The organism is Primorskyibacter flagellatus, assembly GCF_900176485.1.
GTDB lineage: Bacteria > Pseudomonadota > Alphaproteobacteria > Rhodobacterales > Rhodobacteraceae > Primorskyibacter > Primorskyibacter flagellatus.
In genome coordinates this window covers 1-26,668 of record NZ_FWYD01000003.1, presented here as the reverse complement: position 1 = coordinate 26,668, position 26,668 = coordinate 1, and the positions used below count along the sequence as shown (strand labels likewise).

Annotated in this window: 23 protein-coding genes and 1 tRNA gene; 16 read left to right on the top strand and 8 right to left on the bottom strand. The window is 59.1% G+C overall.

From position 1 onward, the window contains the following. The first annotated feature begins 7 nt into the window (after positions 1-7). The 5 genes from B8991_RS05580 to B8991_RS05560 all read left to right on the top strand — a co-directional run bounded on the left by B8991_RS05580 (position 8) and on the right by B8991_RS05560 (position 3,156). On the top strand, positions 8-445 hold the full coding sequence (locus B8991_RS05580; protein ID WP_084351218.1) for a cupredoxin domain-containing protein: 438 nt from the start codon (positions 8-10) through the stop codon (positions 443-445). Positions 446-465: 20 nt separating this feature from the next. Next, positions 466-720 (top strand): PepSY domain-containing protein, encoded by a 255-nt coding sequence (locus B8991_RS05575; RefSeq protein ID WP_084351216.1) that lies wholly within the window; start codon positions 466-468, stop codon positions 718-720. A 98-nt stretch (positions 721-818) separates the two neighbouring features. Further along, positions 819-1,796, top strand: coding sequence for an ABC transporter substrate-binding protein (locus tag B8991_RS05570; protein WP_084351214.1), 978 nt, complete (start codon positions 819-821; stop codon positions 1,794-1,796). 14 nt (positions 1,797-1,810) lie between these two features. Then, positions 1,811-2,563: an ABC transporter permease gene (locus tag B8991_RS05565; protein WP_084351212.1), complete on the top strand. Its 753-nt coding sequence runs from the start codon at positions 1,811-1,813 to the stop codon at positions 2,561-2,563. Then, positions 2,560-3,156: an ABC transporter ATP-binding protein gene (locus B8991_RS05560; RefSeq protein WP_084352141.1), complete on the top strand. Its 597-nt coding sequence runs from the start codon at positions 2,560-2,562 to the stop codon at positions 3,154-3,156. Before B8991_RS05565 ends, B8991_RS05560 begins: the two co-directional genes overlap by 4 nt. A gap of 250 nt (positions 3,157-3,406) precedes the next feature. On the opposite strand, the gene B8991_RS05555 is transcribed toward B8991_RS05560, so the two are convergent. After that, entirely contained in the window at positions 3,407-4,564 is a 1,158-nt protein-coding gene (locus B8991_RS05555) for an MFS transporter (RefSeq protein WP_235866556.1), read from the bottom strand. A gap of 166 nt (positions 4,565-4,730) precedes the next feature. Between B8991_RS05555 and B8991_RS05550 the strand changes: the two genes are divergently transcribed. Beyond that, positions 4,731-5,669 (top strand): LysR substrate-binding domain-containing protein, encoded by a 939-nt coding sequence (locus tag B8991_RS05550; protein WP_084351208.1) that lies wholly within the window; start codon positions 4,731-4,733, stop codon positions 5,667-5,669. Positions 5,670-5,864: 195 nt separating this feature from the next. Here B8991_RS05550 and B8991_RS05545 read toward each other — a convergent pair. The 6 genes from B8991_RS05545 to leuC all read right to left on the bottom strand — a co-directional run bounded on the left by B8991_RS05545 (position 5,865) and on the right by leuC (position 11,777). Next, positions 5,865-5,941, bottom strand: a tRNA-Pro gene (locus tag B8991_RS05545). A 45-nt stretch (positions 5,942-5,986) separates the two neighbouring features. Continuing rightward, positions 5,987-6,934: a DMT family transporter gene (locus B8991_RS05540; RefSeq protein ID WP_084351206.1), complete on the bottom strand. Its 948-nt coding sequence runs from the start codon at positions 6,932-6,934 to the stop codon at positions 5,987-5,989. A gap of 94 nt (positions 6,935-7,028) precedes the next feature. After that, a complete protein-coding gene (leuB, locus tag B8991_RS05535; protein ID WP_084351204.1) occupies positions 7,029-8,135 on the bottom strand; it encodes a 3-isopropylmalate dehydrogenase in 1,107 nt (368 codons plus the stop codon). Between the two features lie 194 nt (positions 8,136-8,329). Continuing rightward, the gene (locus tag B8991_RS05530; protein WP_235866555.1) at positions 8,330-9,250 is read right to left on the bottom strand and encodes an endonuclease/exonuclease/phosphatase family protein; all 921 of its coding nucleotides are present in this window, start codon (positions 9,248-9,250) and stop codon (positions 8,330-8,332) included. 490 nt (positions 9,251-9,740) lie between these two features. Beyond that, the gene (gene leuD, locus B8991_RS05525) at positions 9,741-10,346 is read right to left on the bottom strand and encodes a 3-isopropylmalate dehydratase small subunit (protein ID WP_084351202.1); all 606 of its coding nucleotides are present in this window, start codon (positions 10,344-10,346) and stop codon (positions 9,741-9,743) included. Positions 10,347-10,358: 12 nt separating this feature from the next. Further along, the gene (gene leuC / locus B8991_RS05520; protein ID WP_084351200.1) at positions 10,359-11,777 is read right to left on the bottom strand and encodes a 3-isopropylmalate dehydratase large subunit; all 1,419 of its coding nucleotides are present in this window, start codon (positions 11,775-11,777) and stop codon (positions 10,359-10,361) included. Positions 11,778-12,066: 289 nt separating this feature from the next. On the opposite strand from leuC, the gene B8991_RS05515 reads away from it, so the two are divergent. The 3 genes from B8991_RS05515 (at position 12,067) to rlmH (ending at position 14,574) form a co-directional block, all read left to right on the top strand. Then, positions 12,067-13,428: a mechanosensitive ion channel family protein gene (locus B8991_RS05515; RefSeq protein ID WP_084351198.1), complete on the top strand. Its 1,362-nt coding sequence runs from the start codon at positions 12,067-12,069 to the stop codon at positions 13,426-13,428. Between the two features lie 324 nt (positions 13,429-13,752). Beyond that, on the top strand, positions 13,753-14,100 hold the full coding sequence (gene rsfS, locus B8991_RS05510) for a ribosome silencing factor (RefSeq protein ID WP_412780484.1): 348 nt from the start codon (positions 13,753-13,755) through the stop codon (positions 14,098-14,100). A 3-nt stretch (positions 14,101-14,103) separates the two neighbouring features. Further along, on the top strand, positions 14,104-14,574 hold the full coding sequence (gene rlmH / locus B8991_RS05505) for a 23S rRNA (pseudouridine(1915)-N(3))-methyltransferase RlmH (protein WP_084351194.1): 471 nt from the start codon (positions 14,104-14,106) through the stop codon (positions 14,572-14,574). A gap of 117 nt (positions 14,575-14,691) precedes the next feature. Here the strand turns inward: rlmH and B8991_RS05500 are convergent, their stop codons facing one another. Further along, complete coding sequence (locus B8991_RS05500; RefSeq protein ID WP_084351192.1) at positions 14,692-15,495, bottom strand: undecaprenyl-diphosphate phosphatase; 804 nt, start codon at positions 15,493-15,495, stop codon at positions 14,692-14,694. A gap of 214 nt (positions 15,496-15,709) precedes the next feature. On the opposite strand from B8991_RS05500, the gene B8991_RS05495 reads away from it, so the two are divergent. The 7 genes from B8991_RS05495 to B8991_RS21410 all read left to right on the top strand — a co-directional run bounded on the left by B8991_RS05495 (position 15,710) and on the right by B8991_RS21410 (position 26,489). Continuing rightward, positions 15,710-17,143, top strand: coding sequence for an NAD(P)-dependent oxidoreductase (locus tag B8991_RS05495; protein WP_084352137.1), 1,434 nt, complete (start codon positions 15,710-15,712; stop codon positions 17,141-17,143). A gap of 140 nt (positions 17,144-17,283) precedes the next feature. Beyond that, positions 17,284-17,724: a GFA family protein gene (locus B8991_RS05490; RefSeq protein WP_235866553.1), complete on the top strand. Its 441-nt coding sequence runs from the start codon at positions 17,284-17,286 to the stop codon at positions 17,722-17,724. 151 nt (positions 17,725-17,875) lie between these two features. Beyond that, on the top strand, positions 17,876-22,414 hold the full coding sequence (gltB, locus tag B8991_RS05485) for a glutamate synthase large subunit (protein WP_084351188.1): 4,539 nt from the start codon (positions 17,876-17,878) through the stop codon (positions 22,412-22,414). 147 nt (positions 22,415-22,561) lie between these two features. Further along, positions 22,562-23,299 (top strand): monofunctional biosynthetic peptidoglycan transglycosylase, encoded by a 738-nt coding sequence (mtgA, locus tag B8991_RS05480; protein ID WP_084352135.1) that lies wholly within the window; start codon positions 22,562-22,564, stop codon positions 23,297-23,299. A 348-nt stretch (positions 23,300-23,647) separates the two neighbouring features. Further along, positions 23,648-24,481 carry a DUF481 domain-containing protein gene (locus B8991_RS05475; protein WP_084351186.1) on the top strand — a complete coding sequence of 278 codons (834 nt, stop codon included), beginning with the start codon at positions 23,648-23,650 and terminating at the stop codon, positions 24,479-24,481. Between the two features lie 417 nt (positions 24,482-24,898). After that, a complete protein-coding gene (locus tag B8991_RS21850) occupies positions 24,899-26,239 on the top strand; it encodes a Hint domain-containing protein (RefSeq protein ID WP_235866552.1) in 1,341 nt (446 codons plus the stop codon). Positions 26,240-26,312: 73 nt separating this feature from the next. Next, positions 26,313-26,489 carry a hypothetical protein gene (locus B8991_RS21410; RefSeq protein WP_179141432.1) on the top strand — a complete coding sequence of 59 codons (177 nt, stop codon included), beginning with the start codon at positions 26,313-26,315 and terminating at the stop codon, positions 26,487-26,489. Positions 26,490-26,668: the final 179 nt, after the last annotated feature.

The window sequence follows — 26,668 nt, the reverse complement described above, 5'->3', positions numbered from 1 at the left end:
GATCTAAATGAAACTTCTGCCTGCCGCCGCCTTAGCCTGCTGCCTTTCGGCACCGGCCATTGCCGCACCGCTTTGTGACGATCTGGGTTTTGCTGGCTTGCTGGCCTCTTGCAACCGTGGCGAGCCGATCGAGCTGACGCTCGCATCCGGGCAACCCTTGGGCGAAGACGTGACCCTGCAATCCGGCGCGTATTACAAGATGAACATCACCGCCGACGGCTCTGCCGAGCTGGCATTGACGGGATCAGAGTTTTTCCGCGCGATCTGGATGAACGAGATCGTCATCAACAAGATCGAGATCCGCCCGATGGCGATCGATTCCATCGAGTTTGACGACGAAGGAACTGCCGAGCTGTCCTTTATCGCCATCAAGCCCGGCACCCATATCCTGCGCATCCCCGGATCGACCGGCGAGTCGCAACAAATCCGCATCAGCATCCAGTAATTTAACGAAAGGAACGACCAATGACGCGTATCATCGCACTTGCACTTGCCACAATTATCGGCACATCGGCCCTTGCCGAAAGCCACGAGATCCCGCAGGAAACCGTGGATAAGATCACCGCCATGCTGACCGAGATGAACTGTCAGATGGACCCCGATGACATTGAAATGGAAGATGACGGATATGAACTGGACGATGTCATCTGCGAAGGCGGAAATCAGTTCGACATCGAACTGGATGCAGATCTGAACGAAGTCGGACGCCGCGCCGAATAAATGCCGTTTCCGCGACCACGGCCCAATGGTCTTGGTCGCGGAAACAATTAAGATAGGCTAAACGGTCTGATAACCGAAATGCCATCTGGGAGAATGTCATGATCCGATCCATCATCCGCAGGGGCGCATGTGCTTTGCTTGCACTCAGCCTGACGGCCCCTGCCTTCGCACAAGACCTTCCCAAGGTGCGCGCTGCGGTCCTGAAGATCGGAACGGTCAACTGGGAACTGGCGACCATCACCGAAAACGGCTTTGACAAGGCCCATGGCTTTGAGCTGGAGGTCGCCCCCTATGCCGATAACGGTGCCACCCGCGTCGCTGTCGAAGGCGGAGAGGCCGATGTCGCGGTGGCGGATTGGATCTGGGTCGCCCGCCAGCGGGCCGCCGGGAAGGACTACGTCTTCGTGCCGTATTCCAAGGCGGTCGGTGGGCTGGTCGCGCCAAAGGACAGCGATGTGACCTCCCTGAAGGATCTGGCTGGCAAGAAGGTCGGCATCGCGGGTGGCCCGCTTGATAAATCCTGGCTGATCCTGCGCGCCTATGCGCAGCAGGAATATGGCATGGACCTGAAGGCTGAAACCGAGCAGGTGTTCGGCGCGCCGCCGCTGATCTTCAAGGCCGGTCTGGGCGGGGAAGTCTCGGGCGCAATCAATTTCTGGCATTTCCTGGCAAAGATGAAAGCCGCCGGAATGGAAGAGGTGACCTCGGTCGAAGAGGCCGGCAAGGCGCTGGGTCTGAACACTGACACGCCGCTGCTTGGCTACTACATGAAAGAAAGCTATCTGGCGGATAATCCGGGGATCGCGCAGGCGCTGTACGATGCCAGCCGCGATGCCAAGGACCTGCTCGCCAGTGACGATGCCGCGTGGGAGGCCCTGCGCCCCAGCATGAACGCCCAGACCGACGCCCAGTTCGACCTGTTGAAGAAAGACTGGCTGGCAGGCACGCCGGCGCGCGGTCCGGTTGACCTTGATGGGGCAAACAAGCTGCTGGCGCTGATGAACGATCTTGGCGGTGCCGATCTGGTGGGTGAGGCCACGACCGTTCCCGCTGGCCTGTTCGCAGACCTCGAATAAAAACAGATTGCCCGATGAACGACTCGTCTGCGGCCACGTCAATCCTGTCGATCCTCGGGCTTTTCCTGCTTTGGATTGTTTGCGCGGCCCTCACCGCGGATGCGACGATCCTGCCGCAACCATGGACCCTGATCGGCCCGGCGGCGCAGCAGATCAGATCCGGAGAGTTGCTCTATCATCTCGGGGCCACCCTGCTGCGGGTGATCTGGGCATTTGCCTTGGCGATGGGCATCGGTATCGCGCTGGGTTTGGCAATGGGCCGGTCGAACCAGTTGAACCGCTGGCTTGATCCGTGGCTGGTGATCTTTCTGAACCTGCCTGCCCTTGTTCTGATCGTGCTGTGCTATCTCTGGATCGGGTTGAACGAAACGGCCGCGATCATTGCAGTCACACTCAACAAAATTCCCAACGTCGCGACTGTGATCCGTGAAGGCGCACGCGCGCTCAACCCGGATCTGGAGGCGATGGCCCGTGTCTACCGGATGAGTTGGACCGCACGCATGCGACATGTCACCTTGCCGCAACTGGCTCCATTCATCACAGCGGCCGCGAGATCCGGCATCGCGGTCATCTGGAAGATCGTGCTGGTGGTCGAATTCCTGGGCCGCTCCAACGGGGTCGGGTTTCAGATACACCTCTACTTTCAATTGTTTGATGTGACGATGGTGCTGATCTACGCCCTGTCCTTCATCGCCGTCATGCTTGCGGTCGAGTGGCTTCTGCTTCAACCGTGGGAGCGCCGAATCCGCCGATGGAGAACCGCGTGATCCGGGCTGACATCATATCGAAATTCTTTGGCAAACAGCAGGTTCTGGGTTCAATTGAATTCGCGATCTCTCCGGGTGAAACCGTTGCGCTGGTCGGCCCTTCCGGCATCGGAAAGTCTACGATCCTTCGGATCATGGCGGGTATCGACACACAGTTCGAAGGCACCGTCACACGCCCCGACAACATGGCGATCGTGTTTCAAGAGCCGACCTTGCTGCCCTGGCGCAGCGCATTGGATAACCTGCTGATCCCCCGCCCGTCACTGGGGCGCGAGGCCGCGCGCGCCGCGATGGACCGCGTTGCCCTTTCGGGGCGCGAGGATGCCTTCCCCGGTCAGCTCTCGCTTGGTCAGCAGCGGCGGTTGGCATTGGCCCGCGCCTTTGCCGGATCGCCGGAATTCCTGCTGATGGACGAACCTTTCGTGTCTCTGGACGCTGAAACGGCGGAACAGATGCTCAGCCTGACCGAAGCGCTGATCGCCGAAGCAAAGCCGGCGACCCTTTTTGTCACCCACGCCCGCTCTGAAGCCGACCGTCTGGCAACCCGGATCCTTGAGCTAAGCGGAACGCCAGCGAGGCTGCTCCGTCATTAAGCTCTGGGCCAGCCGATTAAAAGACAGCGCCAAAAAGACGCCATTTCCTGCAAAGTTGAGAACGCGAAGATCAACACACCGCTGGCTGTGCGAGTGGCGGATGTGTCCAAGCGGCGCGCGGATACCGCGCTGCGTGGTTGTTTGAAAGGCCGTCATCCGGGCGGCAGGGCGGCAACACTTTGGATAGCGTCGGTGACATATTCTGCTTAAGCGAAAAAGCTGACGGATATATGGCTGACGGGCGACGACGTTAGTCAATGTCAGGAAGATAGAACGTCAGCAATCCCAGGAACAAGAGTACCGAGAGATAGCTGAACACCTGCTGCATGCCGATCTGGTCCGCGAGCGCCCCGAGTGCGGCAGCGCCAAGCGCGCCGATTCCGAACGCGAAACCGAAGACGAATCCTGAAACCATTCCGACTTTCTGCGGCAGCAGTTCCTGCGCAAAGACGACAATTGCCGAAAAGGCAGAGGCCAGAACCAGCCCGACAATAATGCTTAGCACGACTGTTCCCAGCAGGTTCGCGTGCGGCAGCATCAGCGCGAAAGGCAGCGCCCCCAATATCGAACCCCAGATTACCTTTCTGCGTCCGATGCGATCACCGACAGGACCGCCAACGAAGGTGCCCACCGCGACCGCCCCGAGAAAGACAAACAGAAGGGTCTGTGCGTATTTGATCTCAAGTCCGAACTTTTCGATGAGGAAGAAAGTATAGTAGCTCTTGTATGTTTCGACGTAGACGAACTTGCTCAGCAGCAGGGCACCGATGATCGCGAAGGAAATAATCAGACGCATTCGGGGGAGTTGTGGAAGCGAGATCTCGGGTGTGCCAGCAGTTTTGACAATCCGCTGATGGTTCGTGAACCACTGGGCGACCCAGATCAGGATGATGACTCCGATTACAGCGAAAAGTCCAAACCAGACGGTACTGACCTGCCCCAAAGGGAGAACGAACAAGGCAGCGGCAAGAGGTCCAAGAGCTGTTCCAGTATTGCCCCCGACCTGAAAGCTGGACTGTGCAAATCCGCGTTTGCCACCGGATGCCATACGACACACGCGTGATGCTTCGGGGTGGAACAGAGCCGACCCAACTCCCAGAACAGTTGCCGCAACCAGCAATAGCATGAACGAGTCGGCCGTCGCGAGCATCACCACACCGAGGGCCACGATCATCATGGACACTGCCAGCGTGTAAGGTTTGGGTTTCAGATCCCCGTAGAGACCCATGACAGGTTGCAATATGCAGGCTGTGATCTGCTGTGCCAGCGTCAGAAGACCCAACTGAAAATAGTTGAGCGAATACTCGGATTTCAGAACCGGATAGAGCGCGGGCAAGAGAAACTGGATCAGGTCATTGATCAGATGGGATCCGCTCACCGCCAGAATGACCGAATACGATGTCGGCATCAAAGTTGTTTTTTGTATGGTCATTCGAACGCTCGGCTTTGTTTTGAGGGCGCGGTCCATGCTGTAGGCTGCGGCCATTGGGTTTGATCAGCATAATGGTGTATCCGACGCAGGCTTTCGCGCCAGAACCAACTCTAGTACACTGTAGAAAATCTACAGGATTGATATGTCGACATCGCGCCGCAACTTGCCTCCTCTCAACGCATTACGTGCGTTTGAAGCCGCCGGACGGCAGCTGAATTTCCGTGCGGCGTCGGATGAGTTAGGTGTCACGCAAGGCGCTGTGGCCCAGCAGATACGGTTGCTGGAAGAGCATCTGGGCATGTCGCTATTCCAGAGAATGCCGCGCGGCGTAGCGCTGACACCGCAGGGGGCGAGCTACCTTTCGGAGATGACCCGTGCCTTTGACACGCTTTGCAAGGCAACAGCTAGGCTTCACAATCGGGCCGATGCGGTGACGATCAGCGTGACCCCGACATTCGCGACGAAAGTCTTGATCCCACAGCTTTCGTTGCTGAAATCTGCCTTGCCGGGAGTAGAGCTGCGCACCATCGCGACCGAGGCGGTGTCGGATTTTGATCGAGATCAGGTCGATATTGCCGTGCGCCAGACCCGCCCGCCTTTTGGCGCTTCACAAGAGGCTCACCTGCTTTTTCGCCACGATCTTGTTTTGGTGGGCAGCCCACATTTGTTGGGCCAACATCAGCATCCGCTGACGCGAGAACAGATCGGCGGCCTGCCACTGTTGCACGACTCGTACAATCATTGGCCACGTTTTTTTGGCATCGTCGAGACGCTACCCGGTGCGGTATTCAACCAGACAACACTCGCCCTGGATGCGGCTTTGGCAGGTCAGGGCGTGGCAATATCTTGCCGTGCTTTCGTTCAGGCAGATCTTGATGCGGGACGCCTGATCGAAATTTGTCCCGCAGGCTTCTCAGTCGGCTCCGATTTCTATCTTGTTCGAAAGCGATCATCACACCTGCGCGAAACCGTTGATGCCGTTTGGGCATGGGCTGTAGAAAATTGGACGGTTTCTGACTCGTTGTCGCTATCCCGGCAGGCCCTGCCATCCCAGCGCGAAGGCTCATCGAAGAAAACGTGAAGACCAGCGGTGCGGCGGAAACTGTAATGAATGTCAGTAAAAATCGGGCCCCCGCCGTAGACGTCCCGTCATACCGACTGTCGTTCTTTACCAGAGTCCCTACCCTGATTCTTCGGCAAGCCGCATAATCCGTATCAAATCCGGACCGACCTCGAAAAAGGGCCCGCGAGAAACGGGATAAGTGACTGAGAATATTGGTCGGAGTGAGAGGATTCGAACCTCCGGCCCCTGCCTCCCGAAGACAGTGCTCTACCAGGCTGAGCTACACTCCGTCCGTAGGGCGCGGATTAAAGAAACGCCACGCGTTTGGCAAGGGTTTACCCACGTTGTTTCGCGCGGCGCAGCATATGGGTAATCCGGAACGTCGCGGCTGTGGCACCGCGCGAACGTGTGCGAAGCACGGGGGTGTTCTCGGATTTGCCGCCGCGGCTTTCCCTGAATACGATGTAAAGCCCCGAGATGATAATGACCGACGTGCCGATGATCGTGGCGCGGTCTACCGACTCGCCGAACAGCAGGTATCCAAACAGGGTTGCCCAGATGATCTGCGAGTATTGCATGGGCGCGACGATCGCCGCCTCTGCATTTTTGTAGGCGGCGATCAGGCACAGACCGGCAACAAAGCCGAACAGAGAAATTACCCCGATGCCCCCAAGATGCAGCAACGGCATGGGCTGATAGACGAAGGCCAGCAGGACCGCCATCACGATGAAGTTCGCAGCCATCGGATACAGCATCAGCACGACCGAGCGTTCCTCGCGTCCAATCTTGCGCACAATGATAGAGGCCAGAGCACTGAACATAGCGGCCGACAAGCCCGCCAAATGGCCCAGCGTCAGTTCCGTCGTGCCGGGCCGCAAAACGATGAAAACACCCGCAAGCCCGACGATCACGGCAGCGCCACGATGCAGTCCGACCTTTTCACCCAATAGCGGTATGGACATCAGCGTGATCAGCAATGGCGACGCAAACAGGATCGCATAGGTCTGCGCCAGCGGTAGCACCGAAAACGCATAAAAGGCCGACATGCCGGTGATGACCGTGCAGACCGTGCGCAGGGCGATCCACCAAGGATGCACCGGACGCAGATTGCCGTGGGTTTGATCCCCGATCAGCATGAAGCTGACCAAAGGAAAGGACATCAGCGTCGAGAAAAAGATGATCTGGAACGGGGAATAGGTCGCACCCAGGTATTTGATGACGACGTCATGGGTGGCATAGACCGCAAAGGCAAACAGCGCGTAGAGCAGACCTTTCAAGTTCATCGGACCGGCTTTCCTGCAACTGTTTGCCACCTGGGCAGTTTGGCGGCACCCGTCCGTGAAATCGGGCACCACCTATCTATTTTTCGATCAACGCCTAGAGGCTGGCATCCAATGCAGCCAGAATAGCATCGCCCATTTCACTTGTCGTGACCGGTGTCGCGCCGTCTTCGCCCAAAAGATCGGCAGTCCGAAGGCCATCGGCCAGAACCTTTTCGACGGCTTTCTCCAGCCGGTCGGCTTCGTTACCCTTATCAAAGCTGTAGCGCAGGGCCATCGCGAAGCTGAGGATACATGCGATCGGGTTGGCCTTGCCTTGGCCGGTGATGTCAGGCGCGGACCCGTGCACGGGTTCGTACAGGGCCTTTGGGCGACCGTTCTCCATCGGCGCGCCAAGCGAGGCAGACGGCAGCATACCAAGACTGCCGGTCAGCATCGCGGCGGCATCTGACAGCAGGTCGCCGAACAGGTTGTCGGTGACGATCACGTCGAACTGCTTGGGCCAGCGGCAAAGCTGCATGGCACCGGCATCGGCATACATGTGGCTAAGCTCCACATCCGGATACTCGGTATCGCCGATCTTCTGGACGACCTCGCGCCACAACACGCCGGATTCCATGACGTTGGCCTTCTCCATCGAGCAGACCTTGTTTCCGCGCCGCCGGGCCAGCTCGAAGGCGGAGCGCGCGACACGCTCAATCTCGGATTCGGTGTAGCGTTGGGTGTTGATCCCGACACGCTCGTTGCCTTCCTGGATGATACCGCGAGGTTCGCCGAAATAGATGCCGCTGGTCAATTCGCGCACGATCATGATGTCGAGGCCCGCCACCACGTCCCGCTTGAGTGATGAGAAGTCGGCAAGCGCGTCGAAACACTGAGCCGGTCGCAGGTTGGCGTAAAGATCCATTTCCTTGCGCAGGCGCAACAGACCACGTTCGGGCTTCACGCTGAAATCGAGGTTGTCATAGGCGGGGCCGCCGACAGCACCCAGCAGGACAGCGTCCACTTCCTGCGCGCGGGCCATGGTTTCATCCGTCAACGGGGTGCCATGCGCGTCATAGGAACATCCGCCAACCAGTCCTTCGCTGACGTCGAAAGGCAGGTCGCGCTTTGCGCCGTACCAGTCGATGATGCGGCGAACCTCGGCCATGACTTCGGGGCCGATGCCGTCGCCGGCGAGGATAAGAAGCGAAGGGGTGCTCATGAGCGTTGTCCTTTGGTCTGTGCTTTGCCCATCGCCCTACCCATTGCCGTGAGAAGGGTCAAGAAATGAAGGCGTATTGCGACGCCGGATCTGGCAATTGCCGGTTCTGCATGACGACCGGGCGCACGGAACAGGTGCCACTTGTGCAGGCCCGGTGTACAACGTGCATTTTGACCCTGTGGGCCAGGACCGTTTCACCGGGAAGGATCAACATCGACCCAGACCAGCTTGTGCGGGATCGGTGCTGCCTTTGAACCCTGCGGCGGCCAAACAACGCCGGAGCCGATAATCTGCATATCAGAGGGCGGCAACACATAGCTGACCCGCATGTCGCCGGGGTCCGGCTCGGGCCAATCGACCGTGTCTGCCGCAGCGTCGCCCTGACGCGATTGGTTCGCCGGGCGCGGGTCCTGAAAGCGCGGGTCGGCCAGAAGGCGGCGCAATGCATCCTTGCGGCCTGCGCCCTTTGTAGGGTCGGTATTGGCATCGCCGATCACGGCAAATCTTCCCTTTGGTGGCGGGATGGAAAGCAATCCGTCAAGCCACGCGAGCCAAAGCGCGGTTTCATCATGGTTGCGCCGACCGTTGCGATCCTCTGGACCGTCGAAAACCGGTGTCGTGGCATGATACATGAGAATCCATAAGGGGCCATCGACAACATCCAGCGGAACGGCCCAGTGACCGACGGAGCTGAGGCGCTGAATGGCGGCGGCCTCTTGCGCTAACTCTGCACCGACGATCTGCGCGTGCGGGACGTCACGCCACAGAAGCGCGCTCAGGTCCAGAGCGCCGTCCAGTATCGGCACACGCGACAGCAGCGCCATACCGCCCTGACCAGCGAACTCACCGTAACCTTGCGCATCTCGGGGGCCACCGAGCCGCCGGTCGCCGTCCAGATCCAATCCCGTAGCCGTGCCGGAATTGGGGCGCAGGGCAAAGCGATGAGGCATGGCGTGGCCCGCGACGGCCAGCTTTGACTGAAATGCAGCCAGTGCAGCGTGTCCGGCATCATAGTCGAAATCCGTCAGCGCCAGAATGTCGGGTCTGGCGGCAACGATGCCGTCCAGCACGGCGGCGATCTGTGCATCCTGTCCTTTCAGTATGTCGCGAAGCAACAGACCAGGGCCTTTTCGGGACAGCGGCGCGTGCCAGGTGGCCAGTCGCAGCGGCTCGGCAGAGGCATGAACGCCCCCACAGAAGCCAAGGGCAAGGCATATGCACAGTATGAGGTGCGGCGCAGGCAGAAACGCTTTTGACGCTCGGCGTTGATCGCTCTGCCGATGCGTCAAACAACGACGCCTTAAAGCACCAGGTTTCGAGACGGCAAAAGCCATGTGATGTGCGTTCGTCAAGATGTGCAGACGGGCAGAGCCGTCCAACGTGAAAGCTATGAGGGTCGATTTACAAAACGACCAAAATCAGGAATGGCAGAAGGAAAGCTAAGAACAGGTTAATTTCCGTAATCTGGCGTACGCTTCGACGGTGTTCCGAAAAATGCTGTCGTCAATGACAATGAAAATCGGTGGCGGACAGAAAAAGGCACCGCTTACAAATAGCGGTGCCAGAATTGTCAGGGCGATTGCAGGCCGTGGACCTGCGTGAGGGTCAGACCCAAGGGCGCGCTTGAGATGCGGCTGCTTCAAACGTGTCGATGGCGGCCGCTTTTTCCATGGTCAGCCCAATATCGTCCAACCCTTCGATCAGGCAGTGCTTCTTGAAACTGTCCACTTCAAACGAGAAGCTCTCGCCATCCGAGGTGGTGACGGTCTGGTTTTCCAGATCGACTGTCATCCGCGCGTTAGACCCCTTCTCGGCATCTTTCAACAGCACGTCGACCGCCTCTTGCGGCAATACGATCGGCAAGATGCCATTCTTGAAGCAGTTGTTGTAGAAGATGTCGGCAAAAGACGTCGCGATGATCGACTTGATGCCGAAATCCTTCAACGCCCATGGGGCATGCTCGCGCGATGACCCGCACCCGAAATTGTCGCCGGTTACAAGGATTTCTGCGTCGCGATATTGCGGCTTGTTCAGCACGAAATCGGGGATTTCATTGCCTTGCCGGTCAAAGCGCATCTCGTCGAACAGGTTCACGCCCAGACCTGACCGCTTGATCGTCTTCAGGAACACCTTCGGGATGATCATGTCGGTGTCGATATTGACCAGCGGCATGGGTGCCGCGATGCCGGTTACTTTAAGAAACTTTTCCATTTTCAGCGTCCCTTATGCTTCGTCGGTCATCATTTCGCGCACATCGGTCAGATGACCGGTGATCGCGGCGGCGGCGGCCATGGCGGGCGAGACAAGATGCGTGCGGCCCTTATAGCCCTGACGCCCCTCGAAGTTGCGGTTCGACGTCGAGGCACAGCGCTCGCCCTCGGACAGCTGGTCGGGGTTCATCGCAAGACACATCGAACAGCCTGCAAGACGCCATTCGAAGCCGGCCTCTTTGAAGATGTCGGCAAGACCTTCTTCTTCTGCCTGCGCCCGCACAAGACCAGAGCCGGGTACGATCATGGCGCGCATGCCATCCTTGATCTTCTTGCCCTTCAGGATGGCGGCGGCGGCACGCAAATCCTCGATCCGGCCGTTTGTGCAGGAGCCGATGAACACCGTGTCGATCTGGATGTCGGTCAATTTCTGGCCAGGCGTCAGGCCCATATATTCCAGTGCGCGTTTTGCCGCTTCGACCTTGCCGCCTTTGAAGTCCTCGGCAGAGGGTACGGTGGCGGAAATCGGCAGCACGTCCTCGGGCGAGGTGCCCCAGGTCACGACCGGCTCGATATCTTCACCCCTGAGGGTCACGACCTTGTCCCAATGCGCATCATCGTCGGAATAGAGCGTCTTCCACCAGGTCATGGCTGCCTCGAACTGCGCGCCTTTGGGGGCGTGGGGGCGGCCCTTGACATAGGCATAGGTGGTCTCGTCCGGGGCGATCAGGCCGGCGCGCGCACCGCCTTCGATGGCCATGTTGCAGACGGTCATGCGGCCTTCCATCGACAGGTTGCGGATCGCTTCGCCGCAATATTCGATCACGTAGCCGGTGCCCCCGGCCGTTCCGGTCTCGCCGATCACGGCAAGGGTGATGTCCTTGGCGGTCACGCCCGGATTCAGCTTGCCGGTGATCTCGACCTTCATGTTCTTGCCCTTACGCTGGATCAGCGTCTGGGTGGCCAGGACATGTTCAACCTCGGATGTGCCGATGCCGTGGGCCAGCGCACCAAAGGCGCCGTGCGTCGCGGTATGGCTGTCGCCGCAAACCACCGTCATGCCAGGCAGGGTCCAGCCCTGTTCGGGGCCGACGATATGCACGATGCCCTGGCGCACGTCCGACACAGGGTAATAGTGAATACCGAAATCCCGCGCGTTCTTGTCGAGCGCAGCCACCTGGATGGCGCTGTCTTCGGTCATGTTGGCAGGGTCTTCGCGGCCCGCAGTCGTGGGCACGTTATGATCCGGTACGGCGATGGTCTTGTCCGGTGCGCGGACCTTGCGGTTGGCCATGCGCAGCCCTTCAAAGGCCTGCGGGCTGGTCACCTCGTGTACAAGGTGGCGGTCGATATACAAAAGGCAGGTGCCGTCCTCGGCCTCGTGGGCGAGATGGGCATCCCAGATCTTGTCATAGAGGGTCTTGGGGGACATTGGTCCTCTCCGTATTGTCAGGCGGAATGTCGGGTCGAATTCGGGTGCCGTGGCAATGGCCACGGACTCATCGGTCATACAGACCTATAGCCGGGCCAGCACCGTATGTGTGGCACCGAAGAACCGTTCGCGCAGGCGGGCACGGTCGCAGATGTCAAATACCAGTTTCATATGCCGGGAGATACAGGCGCAAACCGAGTCTATCAAGAGGACATTGCCGGGAAAACCTTGCGTGCCTGCGCCCGGAGTGGCAGGCTGACCTACTCTTTACATGTATTCAAGGAACGTGATGGAGCCAGAAATCCCGACCAGCACGTCTGACCTGGTGGCACTGGGGCAGACATTGCTGTCCCGTACCGAAGCGCTTTTATACAAACTTCTGCTGCCCTGGAATGTCTACCAGTTGGCGATTGCGGTGGGGCTGTTTCTTCTGGCGACCCTGGCTGCGCGGATCGCGCGGCCCCGGCTTCACGATTGGATGCGGGCGCGAGAAGGCTGGCCGAAATGGCGCATGCGGCTGCTGGTCATCGCCCATCGACGATTGCGCATGATAATCTTCGTCGCCGCAATCTCGCTTGTGGTTGTCGTGATGAGCGAGGTCACATGGCCATCGCGATCTTATCTTCTGAGCATCATTGCCAACCTGTCAGCCGCGTGGCTGTTTATTGTTTTCGCGACGCGGCTTATCGGCAACCCGCTTTTGCGCTCGGTGGTGAGGTATGGTGCCTGGACATGGGTGACGCTAAGCATTCTCGGCCTGACCGACGAGGCACAGCAGGTAATGGAAGGCGCATCTGTGAACGTCGGAGAGACGCGCCTGTCGCTTTGGCTGCTGGTGCAGGCCGTGGTCATGCTTGGCGTGCTGATCACGTTGGCGCGGTTTGCCGCGGCTACCATTACCGCGCGCATCAGGGCGAACGAGGAAATTTCGCCGTCCATGCAGGTGCTGGCGGTCAAATTCCTTCAGGTCGTGCTGTTCGGGGCCGCATTCTTCATAGGGTTGCGGCTGGTCGGGGTCGATCTGACCGGCCTTGCGGTTCTGTCCGGCGCGATCGGCGTGGGTCTTGGCTTTGGTCTGCAAAAGGTCGTGTCGAACCTTGTATCGGGAATAATCATCCTGCTCGACAAGTCTATCAAGCCAGGTGACGTGATCAGCCTTGGCGAGACGTTCGGATGGATCAATTCACTGGGTGCGCGCTATGTCAGCGTGGTGACGCGGGACGGAAAGGAATACCTGATCCCGAACGAGGACCTGATCACCGGACAGGTGGTCAACTGGTCCCACACCAATGACTTCGTGCGTCTGGACATATTTTTCGGCACTGCCTATGGCGACGATCCACACAAAGTTCGAAAACTGGCGATTGCTGCGGCGATTTCGGTTCAACGCGTATTGAGCAGCAAGCAGCCGGTTTGCCACATCGTGGGGTTCGGCGACAGTTCGGTCGATTACATTCTACGATTTTGGATTCGTGATCCAAGGATGGGTCTGACCAACATTCGCGGTGACGTCTACTTGGCATTGTGGGACGCGTTTAATGAAAACGGTGTGTCGATACCCTTTCCACAGCGCGAAGTCAGAATGCTGGAGGATGACAAAGCCAACGATGAGTTGGACGCGGGCGGTGGTGCGTTGTCGGAAAAGCATTGACGTTTGCGCGCCGGGTGGTTCGCCTCGTCAGTGGCCTGAAGGCCGCTTCCTAGGCGTTGCCCGCTTGTCCGGAGGCAACGCCGCACTGCTGGCAGGGATTGGTTTCGCGATGCGTTGCGTCTGTTCTCAGAAAACTTTCGCTGAGGGAGATTCATCAAGGGCCGTGTCATTGAGATTTTGCATGTGCGGTGCTATCTATGAAGAGAACCCGGCACCGGGGTAAGGCGGTGTACAGACAGCAAGGAGGACGATGTCCTGTCTCTTGGTACTGACGCGGCACATGCCGCCGATCACGCGGCACCCATTGCGGGCGGCCATTCGGCAGTGACGAGTGAAGAACTCCTCACCGCCATTCTGGAGTCGCTTGAAAACAGCAAGGCCGAAGAGATCGCGCAGATTGATTTGCGCGGCAAGACGGCCATTGGCGACTACATGATTATCTGCTCAGGCCGCTCTTCTCGGCAGGTCGCCGCGATTGCGGAGCGGTTGATAGACACGCTGAAACAGGACCTTGGTCGGTCGTCCCGTACCGAAGGCAAGGAAGCTGGCGACTGGGTGCTGATTGATACCGGCGACGTGATCGTTCACGTTTTTCGTCCAGAAGTGCGTGAATTCTATCAATTGGAGAAGATGTGGCAAAGCCCTGAGGGCAGTCACACCGCGCGTAGCTGAACCATGCGCGTCCAATTATGCGTAGTGGGTCGGCTAAGAGCCGGTCCCGAACGCGACCTTATCGACGACTATCTGAAACGGTTTGATCGGACAGGGCGAGGACTTGGGCTTGGTCCGGCCACCGTTTGCGAAGTCGAAGATCGCAAGGCTGGCGGCATGGCGGCCGAGGCAGCTCTGCTGAAGCGTGCAGTGCCCTCGGGCGCGCGGTTGTGCGTGTTGGACGAGCGCGGCAAGATGGTCAGCTCTCCGACATTTTCCGATACGCTGTGCAACTGGCGTGATCAGGGCGCGCAGGACGTGGCCTTCGTCATCGGTGGCGCGGATGGCGTTGATCCTACATTGCGCGGATCAGCGGATGCGGTTCTGTCATTGGGAAAAATGGTATGGCCGCATATGTTGGCAAGAGTGATGCTGGCTGAGCAGATCTATCGGGCGGCGGCAATTGCTGCCGGAACACCATATCACAGAGTCTGAGGTCTTGCGCGCGGTAACCCGCGCACAAAGGTTCCCTTTGTCAGGGACCTAAAGGCCCCTTCCGCAGAGAAGGCCGTTGGCCTGTGCGTCGAATCCATGGATGGTCTTCGAGTTTGCTCAGCTATAGGCGTAGACCAGCAGAAGCACGCCAAGGATGATCCGGTAAATCACATAAGGCGTGAAGCTGACGGATCGCAGGAGGCGCATCATCAGCCAGAGTGCTGCCAGCGCGGCGACAAAGGCCATTGCGGCAGCGATTACGCCGTCACGGGCAGCGGCAATGTCAGCGGTGACGGCAACCTCAAGTCCCAGAAGCGTTCCCGACGCGAGGATCGTGGGAATTGACATCAGCATGGCGATCTTTGCAGCATCGAGACGGGCATAGCCCATCCGTCTGGCACCTGTGATGGTTATCCCGGAGCGGGAGGTGCCTGGGATCAGCGCAACGGCCTGCCACAGACCCAGTTTAACGGCTTCCATTGGGGTCCAGTCGCCAGTGGATTTGCGTTCCGCGCCGGTCTTGTCAGCCCACCAAAGAACCAACCCGAAAATCAGCATCGTCCAGGCGATCACCTTTACCGAGCGCAGGAGATCGTCCAGCCCGGTCAGTTTCATCACCAGCCCGGCAAAGATGACTGGCAGTGTCGCAAGCGCAAGGCAGAATGCCAACCGCGCACCCGACGTATCAATGCGCCCGCGCAGTAAACGTCTGGTTCCGTAAAGTGCGTCGCGCACATCCGGCCAGAAATACAGAACAACGGCAAAAAGCGTGCCGACATGAACCGCCACGTCGATAACCTGCCCCTGATCCTGCATGCCGGTTAGGCTGGGCAGCAGAATCAGGTGTCCGGAACTTGAGACCGGCAGAAATTCAGTGACGCCCTGGATCAGCGCCACGAGCATGAGGTGAAAGAGGGGCATATAGGTGTCTCGTACAAGTTATAACACGACTCGTATAAGGGTTTGCTTTCCCTTGAAAAGTGCGAATTTAGGTCCGGATTGCGACCCACTTATCGAAAAAAATCTTAAAAAAAACAAACCAGACAGAATTTTTTTGCATATAGGTCAGCAATTATGCCTTTTCTTGCAGGAAAAGCTTGCGTAGAAGGGCGGGGAGGTGAACTGGGGGCGTGATATGGCTGAGCAGCCGATGCTGAAATTCGTGAAGATAGACCGGGTCATGCCGGAGAAGCGGGACGCGGAGGCGCGCAACCATGACTTCGACGAGATCTATGCCGAATATGCCGATGCCAAGGCGAAGGAGCAGTCGAGCCGGTGCAGCCAATGCGGCGTGCCTTATTGTCAAAGCCATTGCCCGTTGCACAACAATATCCCGGACTGGCTGCGCCTGACGGCGATGGGCCGTCTGGAGGAGGCCTATGAGGTCAGCCAAGCCACCAATACCTTCCCCGAGATCTGCGGACGGATCTGCCCGCAGGACCGCTTGTGCGAAGGCAATTGCGTGATCGAACAGTCGGGCCACGGCACTGTTACCATTGGCGCTGTCGAGAAATATATCACTGATACCGCTTGGGAAAAGGGCTGGGTCAAGCCGATCGCGCCGGTTGCCGAGCGCGAGGAAAGCGTCGGCATCATCGGTGCGGGCCCCGGCGGGCTGGCAGCGGCGGATGTGCTGCGCCGCGCCGGTGTGCAGGTCACGATATATGACCGCTATGACCGCTCCGGCGGGTTGCTGACCTACGGTATCCCCGGCTTCAAGCTGGAAAAAGACATCGTCATGCGCCGCAACAAGCAGCTTGAGGATGGCGGCGTGACCTTCGTGCTGAACTGCAATGTCGGCGAAGATATTTCCTTCGACGCGATCCGCGGCAAGCATGACGCGGTGATCATCGCCACCGGTGTTTACAAGACACGCGACCTGCAAGGACCCGGGTCGGGTGCCGAGGGGATCGTGCGCGCGATCGACTATCTGACGGCCTCCAATCGCAAGAGCTTTGGCGATGACGTGCCGGAATTCGACTCGGGCGAGTTGAACGCCCAAGGCAAGAAGGTCGTCGTTATCGGTGGGGGCGACACCGCGATGGACTGTGTGCGCACCGCGATCCGTCAGGGCGCGGAAAGCGTCAAGTGCCTGTATCGGCGCGATAAACTCAATATGCCGGGATCGCAGCGCGAAGTGCAGAACGCCGAAGAAGAAGGCGTTGAATTTGTCTGGCTGACCGCGCCCAAGGGCTTTAGCGGCGATGCCGTCGAGGGCGTCATGGTGCAGAAGATGCGCCTTGGTGTGCCCGATGCCACCGGCCGTCAGGCCCCCGAGGTGATCGAGGGTGCCGACTATGTCGAGGATGCCGATCTGGTCATCAAGGCACTGGGCTTTGAACCGGAAGACCTGCCGCAGCTTTGGGGCACCGAAGGTCTGGAAGTGACACGTTGGGGCACCGTCAAGGCAGAGTTCACCTCTGGCGCGACCAGCCTGCCCGGCGTCTTTGCCGTGGGTGATATTGTGCGCGGCGCAAGCCTTGTGGTCTGGGCCATCCGCGACGGGCGCGATTGCGCCGGCGCGGTGCTGGAACAGCTTGCAGGCGGCGTGGCCGTCGCCGCCGAGTGACGCCACGGTTTGGGGTCTTTGGGGGCATTTGTACCTGTTATTTGTACAAATGCCCCTGACCACCGCAGTGAGCTTAAAAAAGCCGCAAAGGTCAGCTTTGGTGACCTATTCGATCTGGATCGTTAAGAAAGGGTAAAGACATGGAAAAGCGTAAAGGCCAGTGCATGTGCGGTGCGGTCCGATTTTCCGCGCGTGTTAACCCAACCAAAGTACATGTCTGCCACTGCGAGCAATGCCGTCGCTGGACAGGCTCTGCCCTTTTCGCGATCAGCGCCGCCAAGGATGATGTAGAGATCGAGGATACGGGCGCTGTCCGCAGCTTTCGGTCGTCAGACTGGGCCAGCCGCAGCGTGTGCGGCACTTGCGGATCGGCCCTGTGGTATCGTTTTGACGAAGGCAAAGACGGCGCGGGCGATTTCGAGATCGCCATTGGCTTGCTGGAGGATGCAAGCGGTCTGGCGCTGGAACAGGAAATTTTCGCCGATCAATGCCCGGATTTCTGGGCGATACGCGGCGATCACGGGCGTTTGACCCGGCAGGAAACACTGGCGCTGTTTGGCGCGGACGCGGCTGGCACCTGATTGCAGTGCCGCGTGAAGATTGAATCAGGCGGAAACGGGGGCAGCCCCCGCACCGCCTTGGGTATTTGGGAACCGGAACCGGCCGCACGCCGGACTTTAGGTTTTCGCACATTCGCTGGCGCTGGCCGGCCTTTCATGGAGGATCAATACCATGACCAAGTATGACGCAGACTGGGTTGCCGCCGAAGAAGCCAAGCGCAAGTGGATGGCCGAGAATGGCCTGTATTCCGAAACGGAAGAGCATTCCTCTTGCGGGGTTGGCCTTGTGGTGTCGCTGGATGGCAAGCCGTCGCGGCGGGTGGTCGATGCGGGTATCAACGCGCTGAAGGCGATCTGGCATCGTGGCGCGGTGGATGCCGATGGCATGACCGGCGACGGGGCGGGCATTCATGTGCAGATCCCGGTGCCGTTTTTCTACGATCAGATCCGCCGCACCGGCCACGAGCCGCGCCAGGACGAGCTGATTGCCGTGGGTCAGGTGTTTCTGCCCCGCACCAATTTCGGCGCGCAGGAAACCTGCCGGACCATCGTGGAAACCGAAGTTCTGCGGATGGGCTATTATATCTATGGCTGGCGGCATGTGCCGGTGGATGTGTCGGTACTGGGCGAAAAGGCCAACGCCACCCGCCCCGAGATTGAGCAGATCCTGATTTCCAACGCCAAGGGTGTGGATCAGGAAACATTCGAGCGTGAATTGTATGTCATCCGCCGCCGGATCGAAAAGGCGGCTGCGGCGGCGGGCATTGGCCAGTTGTATCTGGCGTCGCTGTCCTGCCGGTCGATCATCTACAAGGGCATGATGCTGGCCGAGCAGGTGGCCGAGTTCTATCCCGATCTCAAGGATGCGCGGTTCGAGAGCGCCTTTGCGATCTATCACCAGCGTTATTCGACCAACACCTTCCCGCAATGGTGGTTGGCGCAGCCGTTCCGCATGTTGGCCCATAACGGCGAGATCAACACGCTGAAGGGCAACGTCAACTGGATGAAAAGCCACGAGATCCGCATGGCCTCGGCGACATTCGGAGAGATGGCCGAGGACATCAAGCCGATCATCGCCAATGGCGCGTCGGATTCGGCCGCGCTGGATGCGGTGTTCGAGGTGCTGGTGCGTGCGGGTCGCAATGCGCCAATGGCCAAGACGATGCTGGTGCCGGAATCCTGGTCCAAGCAGGCGGTGGAATTGCCCGATGCCTGGCGCGACATGTATTCCTACTGCAACTCGGTCATGGAGCCGTGGGACGGCCCGGCCGCTTTGGCGATGACCGATGGGCGCTGGGTCTGCGCCGGTCTGGACCGCAACGGCTTGCGCCCGATGCGCTATGTCGTGACCGGCGACGGTTTGCTGATCGCCGGGTCCGAGGCGGGCATGGTCGTGGTGGACGAAGGCACGGTGCGCGAGAAAGGTGCGCTGGGACCGGGGCAGTTGCTGGCCGTCGACATGAAAGAGGCGCGCCTGTATCACGACACGGAGATCAAGGATCAACTGGCGGCCAGTCAGCCGTTTGGCGAATGGGCCGACAAGATCAACGATCTGGATGCCGAACTGACCGGGGAAACGGAATACCCGCTGGTGGGTGGCGCGGATCTGCGGCGGCGTCAGATCGCGGCGGGCTATACGGTCGAAGAGATCGAGCAGATCCTGGCCCCGATGGCCGAGGATGGCAAGGAAACGCTGGCCAGCATGGGCGATGACACGCCCGCGGCGGTGCTGTCGCGCAAGTACCGTCCGCTCAGCCACTTCTTCCGGCAGAACTTCAGCCAGGTGACGAACCCGCCGATCGACAGTTTGCGCGAATTCCGGGTGATGAGCCTGAAGACGCGGTTCGGGAACCTCAAGAACGTGCTGGACGAATCCAGCGCGCAGACAGAGATCCTGGTGCTGGACAGCCCGTTTGTCGCGGATGCGGAATTTGATGCGCTGTCGCGGCATTTCAACGCAGCGCAGGTCGAGATCGACTGCACTTTCCCGGCGGATGGGGGGCGTGACGCCCTGGCCCACGGGTTGGCGCGGGTCCGGGCTGAGGCCGAGGATGCCGTGCGGTCCGGGGCGGGCCATCTGACGCTGACCGATCAGCATGCGGATGCCGACAAGGTTGCGATGCCGATGATCCTGGCCACCAGCGCGGTGCACAGCCACCTGACGCGCAAGGGGCTGCGGACCTTCTGTTCGCTGAACGTGCGCAGCGCCGAATGCATCGACCCGCATTACTTTGCGGTGCTGATTGGCGCGGGGGCCACCGTGGTCAACCCGTGGCTGGCGCAATCCACCCTGGCCGACCGGATCGAGCGGGGCCTGATCGAAGGCACGCTGACCGAGGCGATGGAGCGGTACCGTGCGGCCATCGACGCCGGGCTGCTGAAGATCATGGCGAAGATGGGCATCAGCGTCATCTCGTCCTATCGCGGCGGTCTGAACTTCGAGGCGGTGGGCCTGTCCCGCGCCATGTGTGCGGAATATTTCCCCGGTATGCTGAGCCGGATTTCCGGCATCGGCGTCAGTGGCATCCAGACCAAGGCCGAGGAAATCCACGCGCTGGGGTTCCGGGGCGGTCAGGACGTTCTGCCCATTGGCGGTTTCTACAAGGCGCGCAAATCCGGCGAGACCCACGCCTGGGGCGCGCAGAACATGCACCTGCTGCAAGCGGCCTGCAACAAGGCGAGCTTTGCGCTGTGGAAGCAATACACCAACGCGATGCAGGCCAATCCGCCGATCCATCTGCGCGACCTTCTGGCGATCAAGCCGATTGGCGACGCGATCCCGCTGGAGCAGGTCGAAAGCATCACCTCGATCCGCAAGCGGTTCGTGACGCCGGGCATGTCGCTGGGCGCGCTGTCGCCCGAGGCGCATAAAACGCTGAACGTCGCGATGAACCGCATCGGTGCGAAATCTGACAGCGGCGAAGGCGGCGAGGATCCGGCGCATTTCGTGCCCGAACCCAATGGCGACAACCCGTCTGCGAAGATCAAGCAGGTGGCGTCTGGCCGGTTCGGCGTGACGGCGGAATACCTCAACCAGTGCGAAGAGCTGGAGATCAAGGTCGCGCAGGGTGCCAAGCCCGGCGAGGGCGGGCAATTGCCCGGCATGAAAGTCACGAAACTGATCGCGCGTCTGCGCCATTCGACCGAGGGCGTGACACTTATCAGCCCGCCGCCGCATCACGATATCTACTCGATCGAGGATCTGGCGCAGCTTATCTATGACCTCAAGCAGATCAACCCGCGCGCCAAGGTGACGGTCAAGCTGGTTGCCTCCAGCGGGGTTGGCACGATTGCCGCCGGTGTGGCCAAGGCCAAGGCCGATGTGATCCTGATTTCGGGCCACAATGGCGGCACCGGCGCGTCGCCCGCGACCTCGATCAAATATGCGGGTCTGCCATGGGAAATGGGGCTGACCGAAGCGCATCAGGTGTTGTCGATGAACAACCTGCGCACGCGGGTCACGCTGCGCACCGATGGCGGTTTGCGGTCCGGGCGCGATATTGTCATGGCCGCGATGCTGGGGGCCGAGGAATACGGCATCGGCACCGCCGCGCTGATCGCGATGGGCTGTATCATGGTGCGCCAGTGCCAGTCCAACACCTGCCCCGTGGGCGTGTGTACACAGGACGAAGAGCTGCGCGCCAAGTTCACCGGCAATGCCGACAAGGTTGTGAACCTGATCACCTTCTACGCGCAGGAAGTGCGCGAGATTTTGGCCAGCATCGGGGCGAAATCGCTGGAAGAGGTGATCGGGCGGGCGGATCTGCTGAGCCAGGTCAGCCGTGGTGCGGATCATCTGGACGATCTGGACCTCAACCCGCTGCTGATCCGGGTCGATGGGTCGGATGACAATGTCTATGACCGCGACAAGCCGCGCAACGCGGTGCTGGACACGCTGGATGCAGAAATCGTGCGCGATGCGGCGCGGTTCCTGAAGGATGGCGAAAAGATGCAGCTGTCCTATGCGGTGCAGAACACCGACCGGACCGTGGGCACGCGCACATCCAGCCATATCGTGCAGAATTTCGGGATGCGCAATGCGCTTCAGCCGGATCATCTGACCGTGAAGCTGAGCGGGTCTGCCGGGCAATCGCTGGGCGCGTTTGCCGCTCCGGGGCTGAAGCTGGAAGTGTCGGGCGATGCCAACGACTATGTCGGCAAGGGGCTGTCGGGGGGCACCATCGTGGTGCGTCCGCCGATGCAATCGCCGCTGGTGGCCGCCGAGAACACGATCATCGGCAACACGGTGCTGTATGGCGCGACGGATGGCTATCTGTTTGCTGCCGGGCGCGCGGGCGAACGCTTTGCCGTGCGCAACTCTGGTGCGACGGTGGTGGTCGAAGGCTGCGGGTCCAACGGGTGCGAATACATGACCGGCGGGGTCGCTGTGATCTTGGGGCCGATCGGTGCCAATTTCGGTGCGGGCATGACCGGGGGCATGGCGTATCTGTACGATCCGGATGGCGATGCCGAACGCCTGATGAACCGCGAAACGCTGGTCACCTGCCCCGTGACGGTCGATCACTGGGTCGATGAGCTGAAACTGCTGGTGCAGCGCCACGCGGACGAGACGCAAAGCCGCCGGGCGCTGGATATTCTGCAACATTGGGATGTCGAGTTGGCGAATTTCGTGCAGATCTGCCCGAAAGAGATGCTGAACAAGATCGCCCATCCGCTAAGCGTGCAAAGCACGGCCGTCCCGGCAGAGTAAACCTGTCCCTCACAGATCTGAATGTGTCGGCTGACCGGCCCGAAGGCGCTGCTTTCGGGCCGATTTCCGTTGGAAAATGGCACCATGCGCGGGCCGGGTGCATGTGCTGGCTTTTCGCAGCGCCGATCCCGGCCTATAGCTGACGACATGGCAGGCAAGAGCAGTAGAAAAGCGCGCAAGACCGCGACGCGTGGCAAGACGCGGCCCCAGCCCCTGCGCTGGGTGGTGCGGCGACTTTTATGGGCAGTGGTGGCGATGGTTGGATTGGCGGTTCTGGCGGTGGTGGGCTACGCGGCGCTGAACCCGCCCACGACCCCTTATATGGTGTCCGAGGGGCGACGACTGGGTCAGTCGGTGGACCGGCAATGGGTCAGCGCCGACCGGATGGCCCCGGTGATGCTGCGCGCCGCCGTGGCGGCAGAGGATGCCAATTTCTGCACCCATTGGGGGTTCGACATGAAAGCCATCCGCGCGGCGTTGGAAAACGGCGGCAGGCGGGGGGCTTCGACGATCAGCCAGCAGGTGGTGAAGAACGTCTATCTCTGGCACGGTCGAAGCTGGCTGCGCAAGGCGCTGGAGGCCTTGCTGACCCCGGCGGTCGAAGCCGTCTGGTCCAAGCGCCGTATCCTGGAGGTCTATCTGAACGTCGCGGAATTCGATGAGGGTGTCTTCGGGGTCGAGGCCGCGTCGCGTCACTATTTTGGTGTGGGTGCCGATGCGCTGAGCGCCACGCAGGCGGCGCGGTTGGCGGCGGTGCTGCCCGCGCCCCGGGACCGCTCTGCCGCGAAGCCCACGGCCGCGGTCAGCCGCCGTGCCAATTCCATCCGCGACGGGGCGGCGACAATCGCGCGGGACGGCCGAGCGGCCTGTTTCGAGGCGGATTGAAGCGCGATCAGGCACCGAATCGCCGCTCTGATTCGCCGCCGCGGGGGCGGCATCCGGTCAGAAACTTGATCACGAAAGCGAGAGGTTAGCGCAGTTTTCGCACATGTCGATCCGGCATCAAGTCAAGATAATCGCCAAATTATTCTTTAGCCGCGACGGTTGCCTGTCCGACAGGTCTGTTTTTGTTCATTTTTTGCCAAGCAGTTTTTTGCTTATGTGTTTGATTTGCAAAATCCAAGGGCCTCGACAGGTCGTTTCACCTGCTGTTGCTGCGCCATTGCAGCAGGATGTTAGAATTCCCCCATATGCAGCGGGGTTCTGCAGCACAGCTTATTAAGGATATAAACCATGAACACCTCCCTCCGCGCCCTTCTCGGCGCAACAGCCATTGTAACCGCCTTCGCATCGGTCGCGTCTGCGCAAGGCGCATTCTCACGTACCACTGTCGCTCAGGACATGAACGAAGACCTGATTGATGACATCGAAGATGATGCCGAGCGCGACGTGCGCCGGTTCGGCAACGAAGGCCGCCCACAGGGCTTCTCCGGCAGCTTCGCACTGCGCGGCGTTGCAAACTCGGGTAACACCGACAGCGTTGACGTCGGCATCGGCGCGGATCTGAACTACGTTCAGGGCCCGAACGGCTATGAACTGCAGCTGAGCTACACCTACGGCGAAGAAGACGGCACATCCACCGACGAGAGCCTGTTCTACGGCTTTGAATACACCCGTGACTTCAGCCCGGTTGTCTTTGGCTTCGCCAAGGTCCAAGGCTCGGTTGACGAGTTCTCTTCGTTTGACAACGACACATTTGTCAGCTTCGGTGCCGGTTACCGGATCTTCAACGATGCAAACCGTCAGTGGTCCGTTCAGGCTGGTCCTGGCTACCGCTATGCTGATCTGAGCGACGCATCCCTGTCGGATATCGATGAAGGTGCCTTTGGCGTGTCGTCCGACTATGCTCACAAGCTGACAGACACCGTGTACCTGACCAACGACACCGATGTGGTGTGGTCGGATTCCGACACGGTTGTCTTCAACGACCTCGCGGTGAGCGTTGCAATGACCAACCAGCTGGCGCTGCGCACAAGTCTGCTGACAGAGTACCACTCTGATCCGGCAGACGGCTTTGACGAAACCGACAACACCTTTGGTGTGTCGCTGGTTTACTCCTTCAACTAAGGCTTTCGGCCTCGGCCGGAACACTAGCAGAGGTCCTCATCCCTCGTGTGACATCTGAGAGTTGACTTGGGGCGGCAACGAAAGTTGCCGCCCCAACGCGTTTTGCAGGCCTTTGCGAAACGTGAGATGGGTTTGACCTCTGCGACACCGACAGACGCAGAATTGGGGAAAAGCCGTCAGGCGATTTTTCACGCAGATCGCAGCCTTCGCCGGCTCGGCAAAAACCCTCAACAACCGCTCAGGTTTTGAGCGGGGTTTGTGGCAGGAGAATCGGGCACCCTCCAGCAGGAACAATGAGGAGTATGTAAAGACGCCCGTGAACATCCACTCACATAGATTGATTTTCTGTCTGGCCAAACAACCATTGAGTGTATAGTTGATACGTGCAATGAGACGGTGAAGTCGGGTGTCACGAAAATGCCGCTGATTGATATTGCATTGGCTGCCGCGAATGTCGTGTATGTTGATACATCTGTCGCACAAGACGAGGCAAGTTTGCTGGCTCTGGGTGTTCTGGATGCCGATACTGTGGTTTACTATGGTGGTGGGAATGTCGACATTACCGACATTCTTGGCGTGAATGCCCTGAATAGCGCCAACATCGTCGCAACGGGTGGCAGCACCGTTACTATTGATGCCGGTCTTCTGGATCTCAATGTGCTAACCCAAACAAATCTATTGATTGATGGCGATAGCAATATTTCTTTGTCAGCTGGGGATGTTGGCTTACCGGGCCTTTTAACGAACCTTCTCAGCAACGTAACGGTCGCTTTTTCAGGATCCGAGGATGGTACGTTTACCTACGTTCCTCCTACATTAGGAATCTTGGCAAGCACAAGTATCACAATAGACGAAATGGACCCCGGGGATGCAATCGTCGTCCCCTTTCCGGGCAGTGGTCTGCTTGGTGTGAATGAACTTAGAGAAAACGATACATCTGGGATATTTAGTCCCGACAACTCTTATCGAGATGGTTATCTACACCTTAAAAATGGAGGGGCTCTTAACCAAGTCGACTTTCGAATTAAGATGTCGCCAGAAGAATACGCCATATATTCAGCAGATAAAGACGCGTATCTTTTAGCAAGCCAAGACAAATTTATTTTTCCCGGAGACGACAGTGATGAGCCACCTTATGTGGCTTGCTTTACCATCGGGACCATGATCGCAACTCCAGGTGGATTGCGTGCGATCGAGGGCTTGGTGCCCGGAGATCTGGTGTTGACACGAGACAATGGTGCCCAGCCATTGCGTTGGATCGGCGCAAGTAAACTCGACATGATTGATCTGCGCCTGCATGAAAACTTGCGTCCCATTAGAATTAGGGCAAACGCGCTGGGTGACAACATACCAATAGAAGCTCTGGTCGTTTCCCCTCAGCATAGAGTTCTGGTTCGCTCTATTATTGCTGAAAGGATGTTCGGGATCCCCGAAGTTTTAGTGGCCGCAAAACAGCTATTACATCTTGATGGGGTGGACATTGAGGAAAGTCTGACCGACGTGACTTATGTGCATATCCTATTGGACAGGCACGAGGTGGTGTTGGCGAATGGGGCCTTCGCGGAAACACTGTATTTAGGACCGATGGCGCTTCAAGCAGTAGGGCCAGCTGCGTTAGCCGAAATGAAGATGTTATTTCCAAAACTTCTGGAAGATGAATTCAGACCGGTGAGAGCGCGTTATTTTCCATCCGGACGAGAAGGGCGGCGACTGGCTATGCGGCACTCAAAAAACCGCAAGCCGCTATATATGCAATAGCCTGATCTTTTGCCGGACGATTCACAGGTCCGTTATTCAGGCCCTCGCGCGAACACGGGTTTCTGACACCGCGATGCTGAAAAAGATGATCGTCATTACGGTTGCGATTATTTTGGGCTGGGTGGCCGGTTCATTATTTCCGCTTGGTATATGGGGCCATTCGGATTGTCATCGACTTGGAGGATCTTTGCGGGCGACAGATGGACCGGGAAAAGCCATGGAATGCACCATTCCATGGGACACCCACTGACAGACGGCATACGCCGCCCATGCAGGCCTTGTTTCCATTCAATTGACGCGGTGACTGGCTGGCCGAAACGAAATCTTGAGCATAGGAACGTCTGATCAACGGGTTCGGCTGCGCCGAGATTGTGGCTTGATGCTCTCGGAAGGTGTGAGACAGGTTGTTTGCGGCCGATCAAGCGGCTT

What these genes read in the sequence shown, in the direction of transcription:
- B8991_RS05550 (WP_084351208.1), top strand. Translation starts at nt 4,731, where the DNA reads ATGTCGACATCGCGCCGCAACTTGCCTCCTCTCAACGCATTACGTGCG.
- rlmH (WP_084351194.1), top strand. Translation starts at nt 14,104, where the DNA reads ATGCGCGTCCAATTATGCGTAGTGGGTCGGCTAAGAGCCGGTCCCGAA.
- mtgA (WP_084352135.1), top strand. Translation starts at nt 22,562, where the DNA reads ATGGCAGGCAAGAGCAGTAGAAAAGCGCGCAAGACCGCGACGCGTGGC.
- leuC (WP_084351200.1), bottom strand. Translation starts at nt 11,777, where the DNA reads ATGTCCCCCAAGACCCTCTATGACAAGATCTGGGATGCCCATCTCGCC.
- B8991_RS21410 (WP_179141432.1), top strand. Translation starts at nt 26,313, where the DNA reads ATGCTGAAAAAGATGATCGTCATTACGGTTGCGATTATTTTGGGCTGG.
- B8991_RS21850 (WP_235866552.1), top strand. Translation starts at nt 24,899, where the DNA reads ATGCCGCTGATTGATATTGCATTGGCTGCCGCGAATGTCGTGTATGTT.
- leuB (WP_084351204.1), bottom strand. Translation starts at nt 8,135, where the DNA reads ATGAGCACCCCTTCGCTTCTTATCCTCGCCGGCGACGGCATCGGCCCC.
- B8991_RS05565 (WP_084351212.1), top strand. Translation starts at nt 1,811, where the DNA reads ATGAACGACTCGTCTGCGGCCACGTCAATCCTGTCGATCCTCGGGCTT.
- gltB (WP_084351188.1), top strand. Translation starts at nt 17,876, where the DNA reads ATGACCAAGTATGACGCAGACTGGGTTGCCGCCGAAGAAGCCAAGCGC.
- B8991_RS05575 (WP_084351216.1), top strand. Translation starts at nt 466, where the DNA reads ATGACGCGTATCATCGCACTTGCACTTGCCACAATTATCGGCACATCG.
- B8991_RS05555 (WP_235866556.1), bottom strand. Translation starts at nt 4,564, where the DNA reads ATGCCGACATCGTATTCGGTCATTCTGGCGGTGAGCGGATCCCATCTG.
- B8991_RS05500 (WP_084351192.1), bottom strand. Translation starts at nt 15,495, where the DNA reads ATGCCCCTCTTTCACCTCATGCTCGTGGCGCTGATCCAGGGCGTCACT.
- B8991_RS05540 (WP_084351206.1), bottom strand. Translation starts at nt 6,934, where the DNA reads ATGAACTTGAAAGGTCTGCTCTACGCGCTGTTTGCCTTTGCGGTCTAT.
- B8991_RS05475 (WP_084351186.1), top strand. Translation starts at nt 23,648, where the DNA reads ATGAACACCTCCCTCCGCGCCCTTCTCGGCGCAACAGCCATTGTAACC.
- B8991_RS05515 (WP_084351198.1), top strand. Translation starts at nt 12,067, where the DNA reads ATGGAGCCAGAAATCCCGACCAGCACGTCTGACCTGGTGGCACTGGGG.
- B8991_RS05580 (WP_084351218.1), top strand. Translation starts at nt 8, where the DNA reads ATGAAACTTCTGCCTGCCGCCGCCTTAGCCTGCTGCCTTTCGGCACCG.
- B8991_RS05570 (WP_084351214.1), top strand. Translation starts at nt 819, where the DNA reads ATGATCCGATCCATCATCCGCAGGGGCGCATGTGCTTTGCTTGCACTC.
- B8991_RS05490 (WP_235866553.1), top strand. Translation starts at nt 17,284, where the DNA reads ATGGAAAAGCGTAAAGGCCAGTGCATGTGCGGTGCGGTCCGATTTTCC.
- B8991_RS05495 (WP_084352137.1), top strand. Translation starts at nt 15,710, where the DNA reads ATGGCTGAGCAGCCGATGCTGAAATTCGTGAAGATAGACCGGGTCATG.
- leuD (WP_084351202.1), bottom strand. Translation starts at nt 10,346, where the DNA reads ATGGAAAAGTTTCTTAAAGTAACCGGCATCGCGGCACCCATGCCGCTG.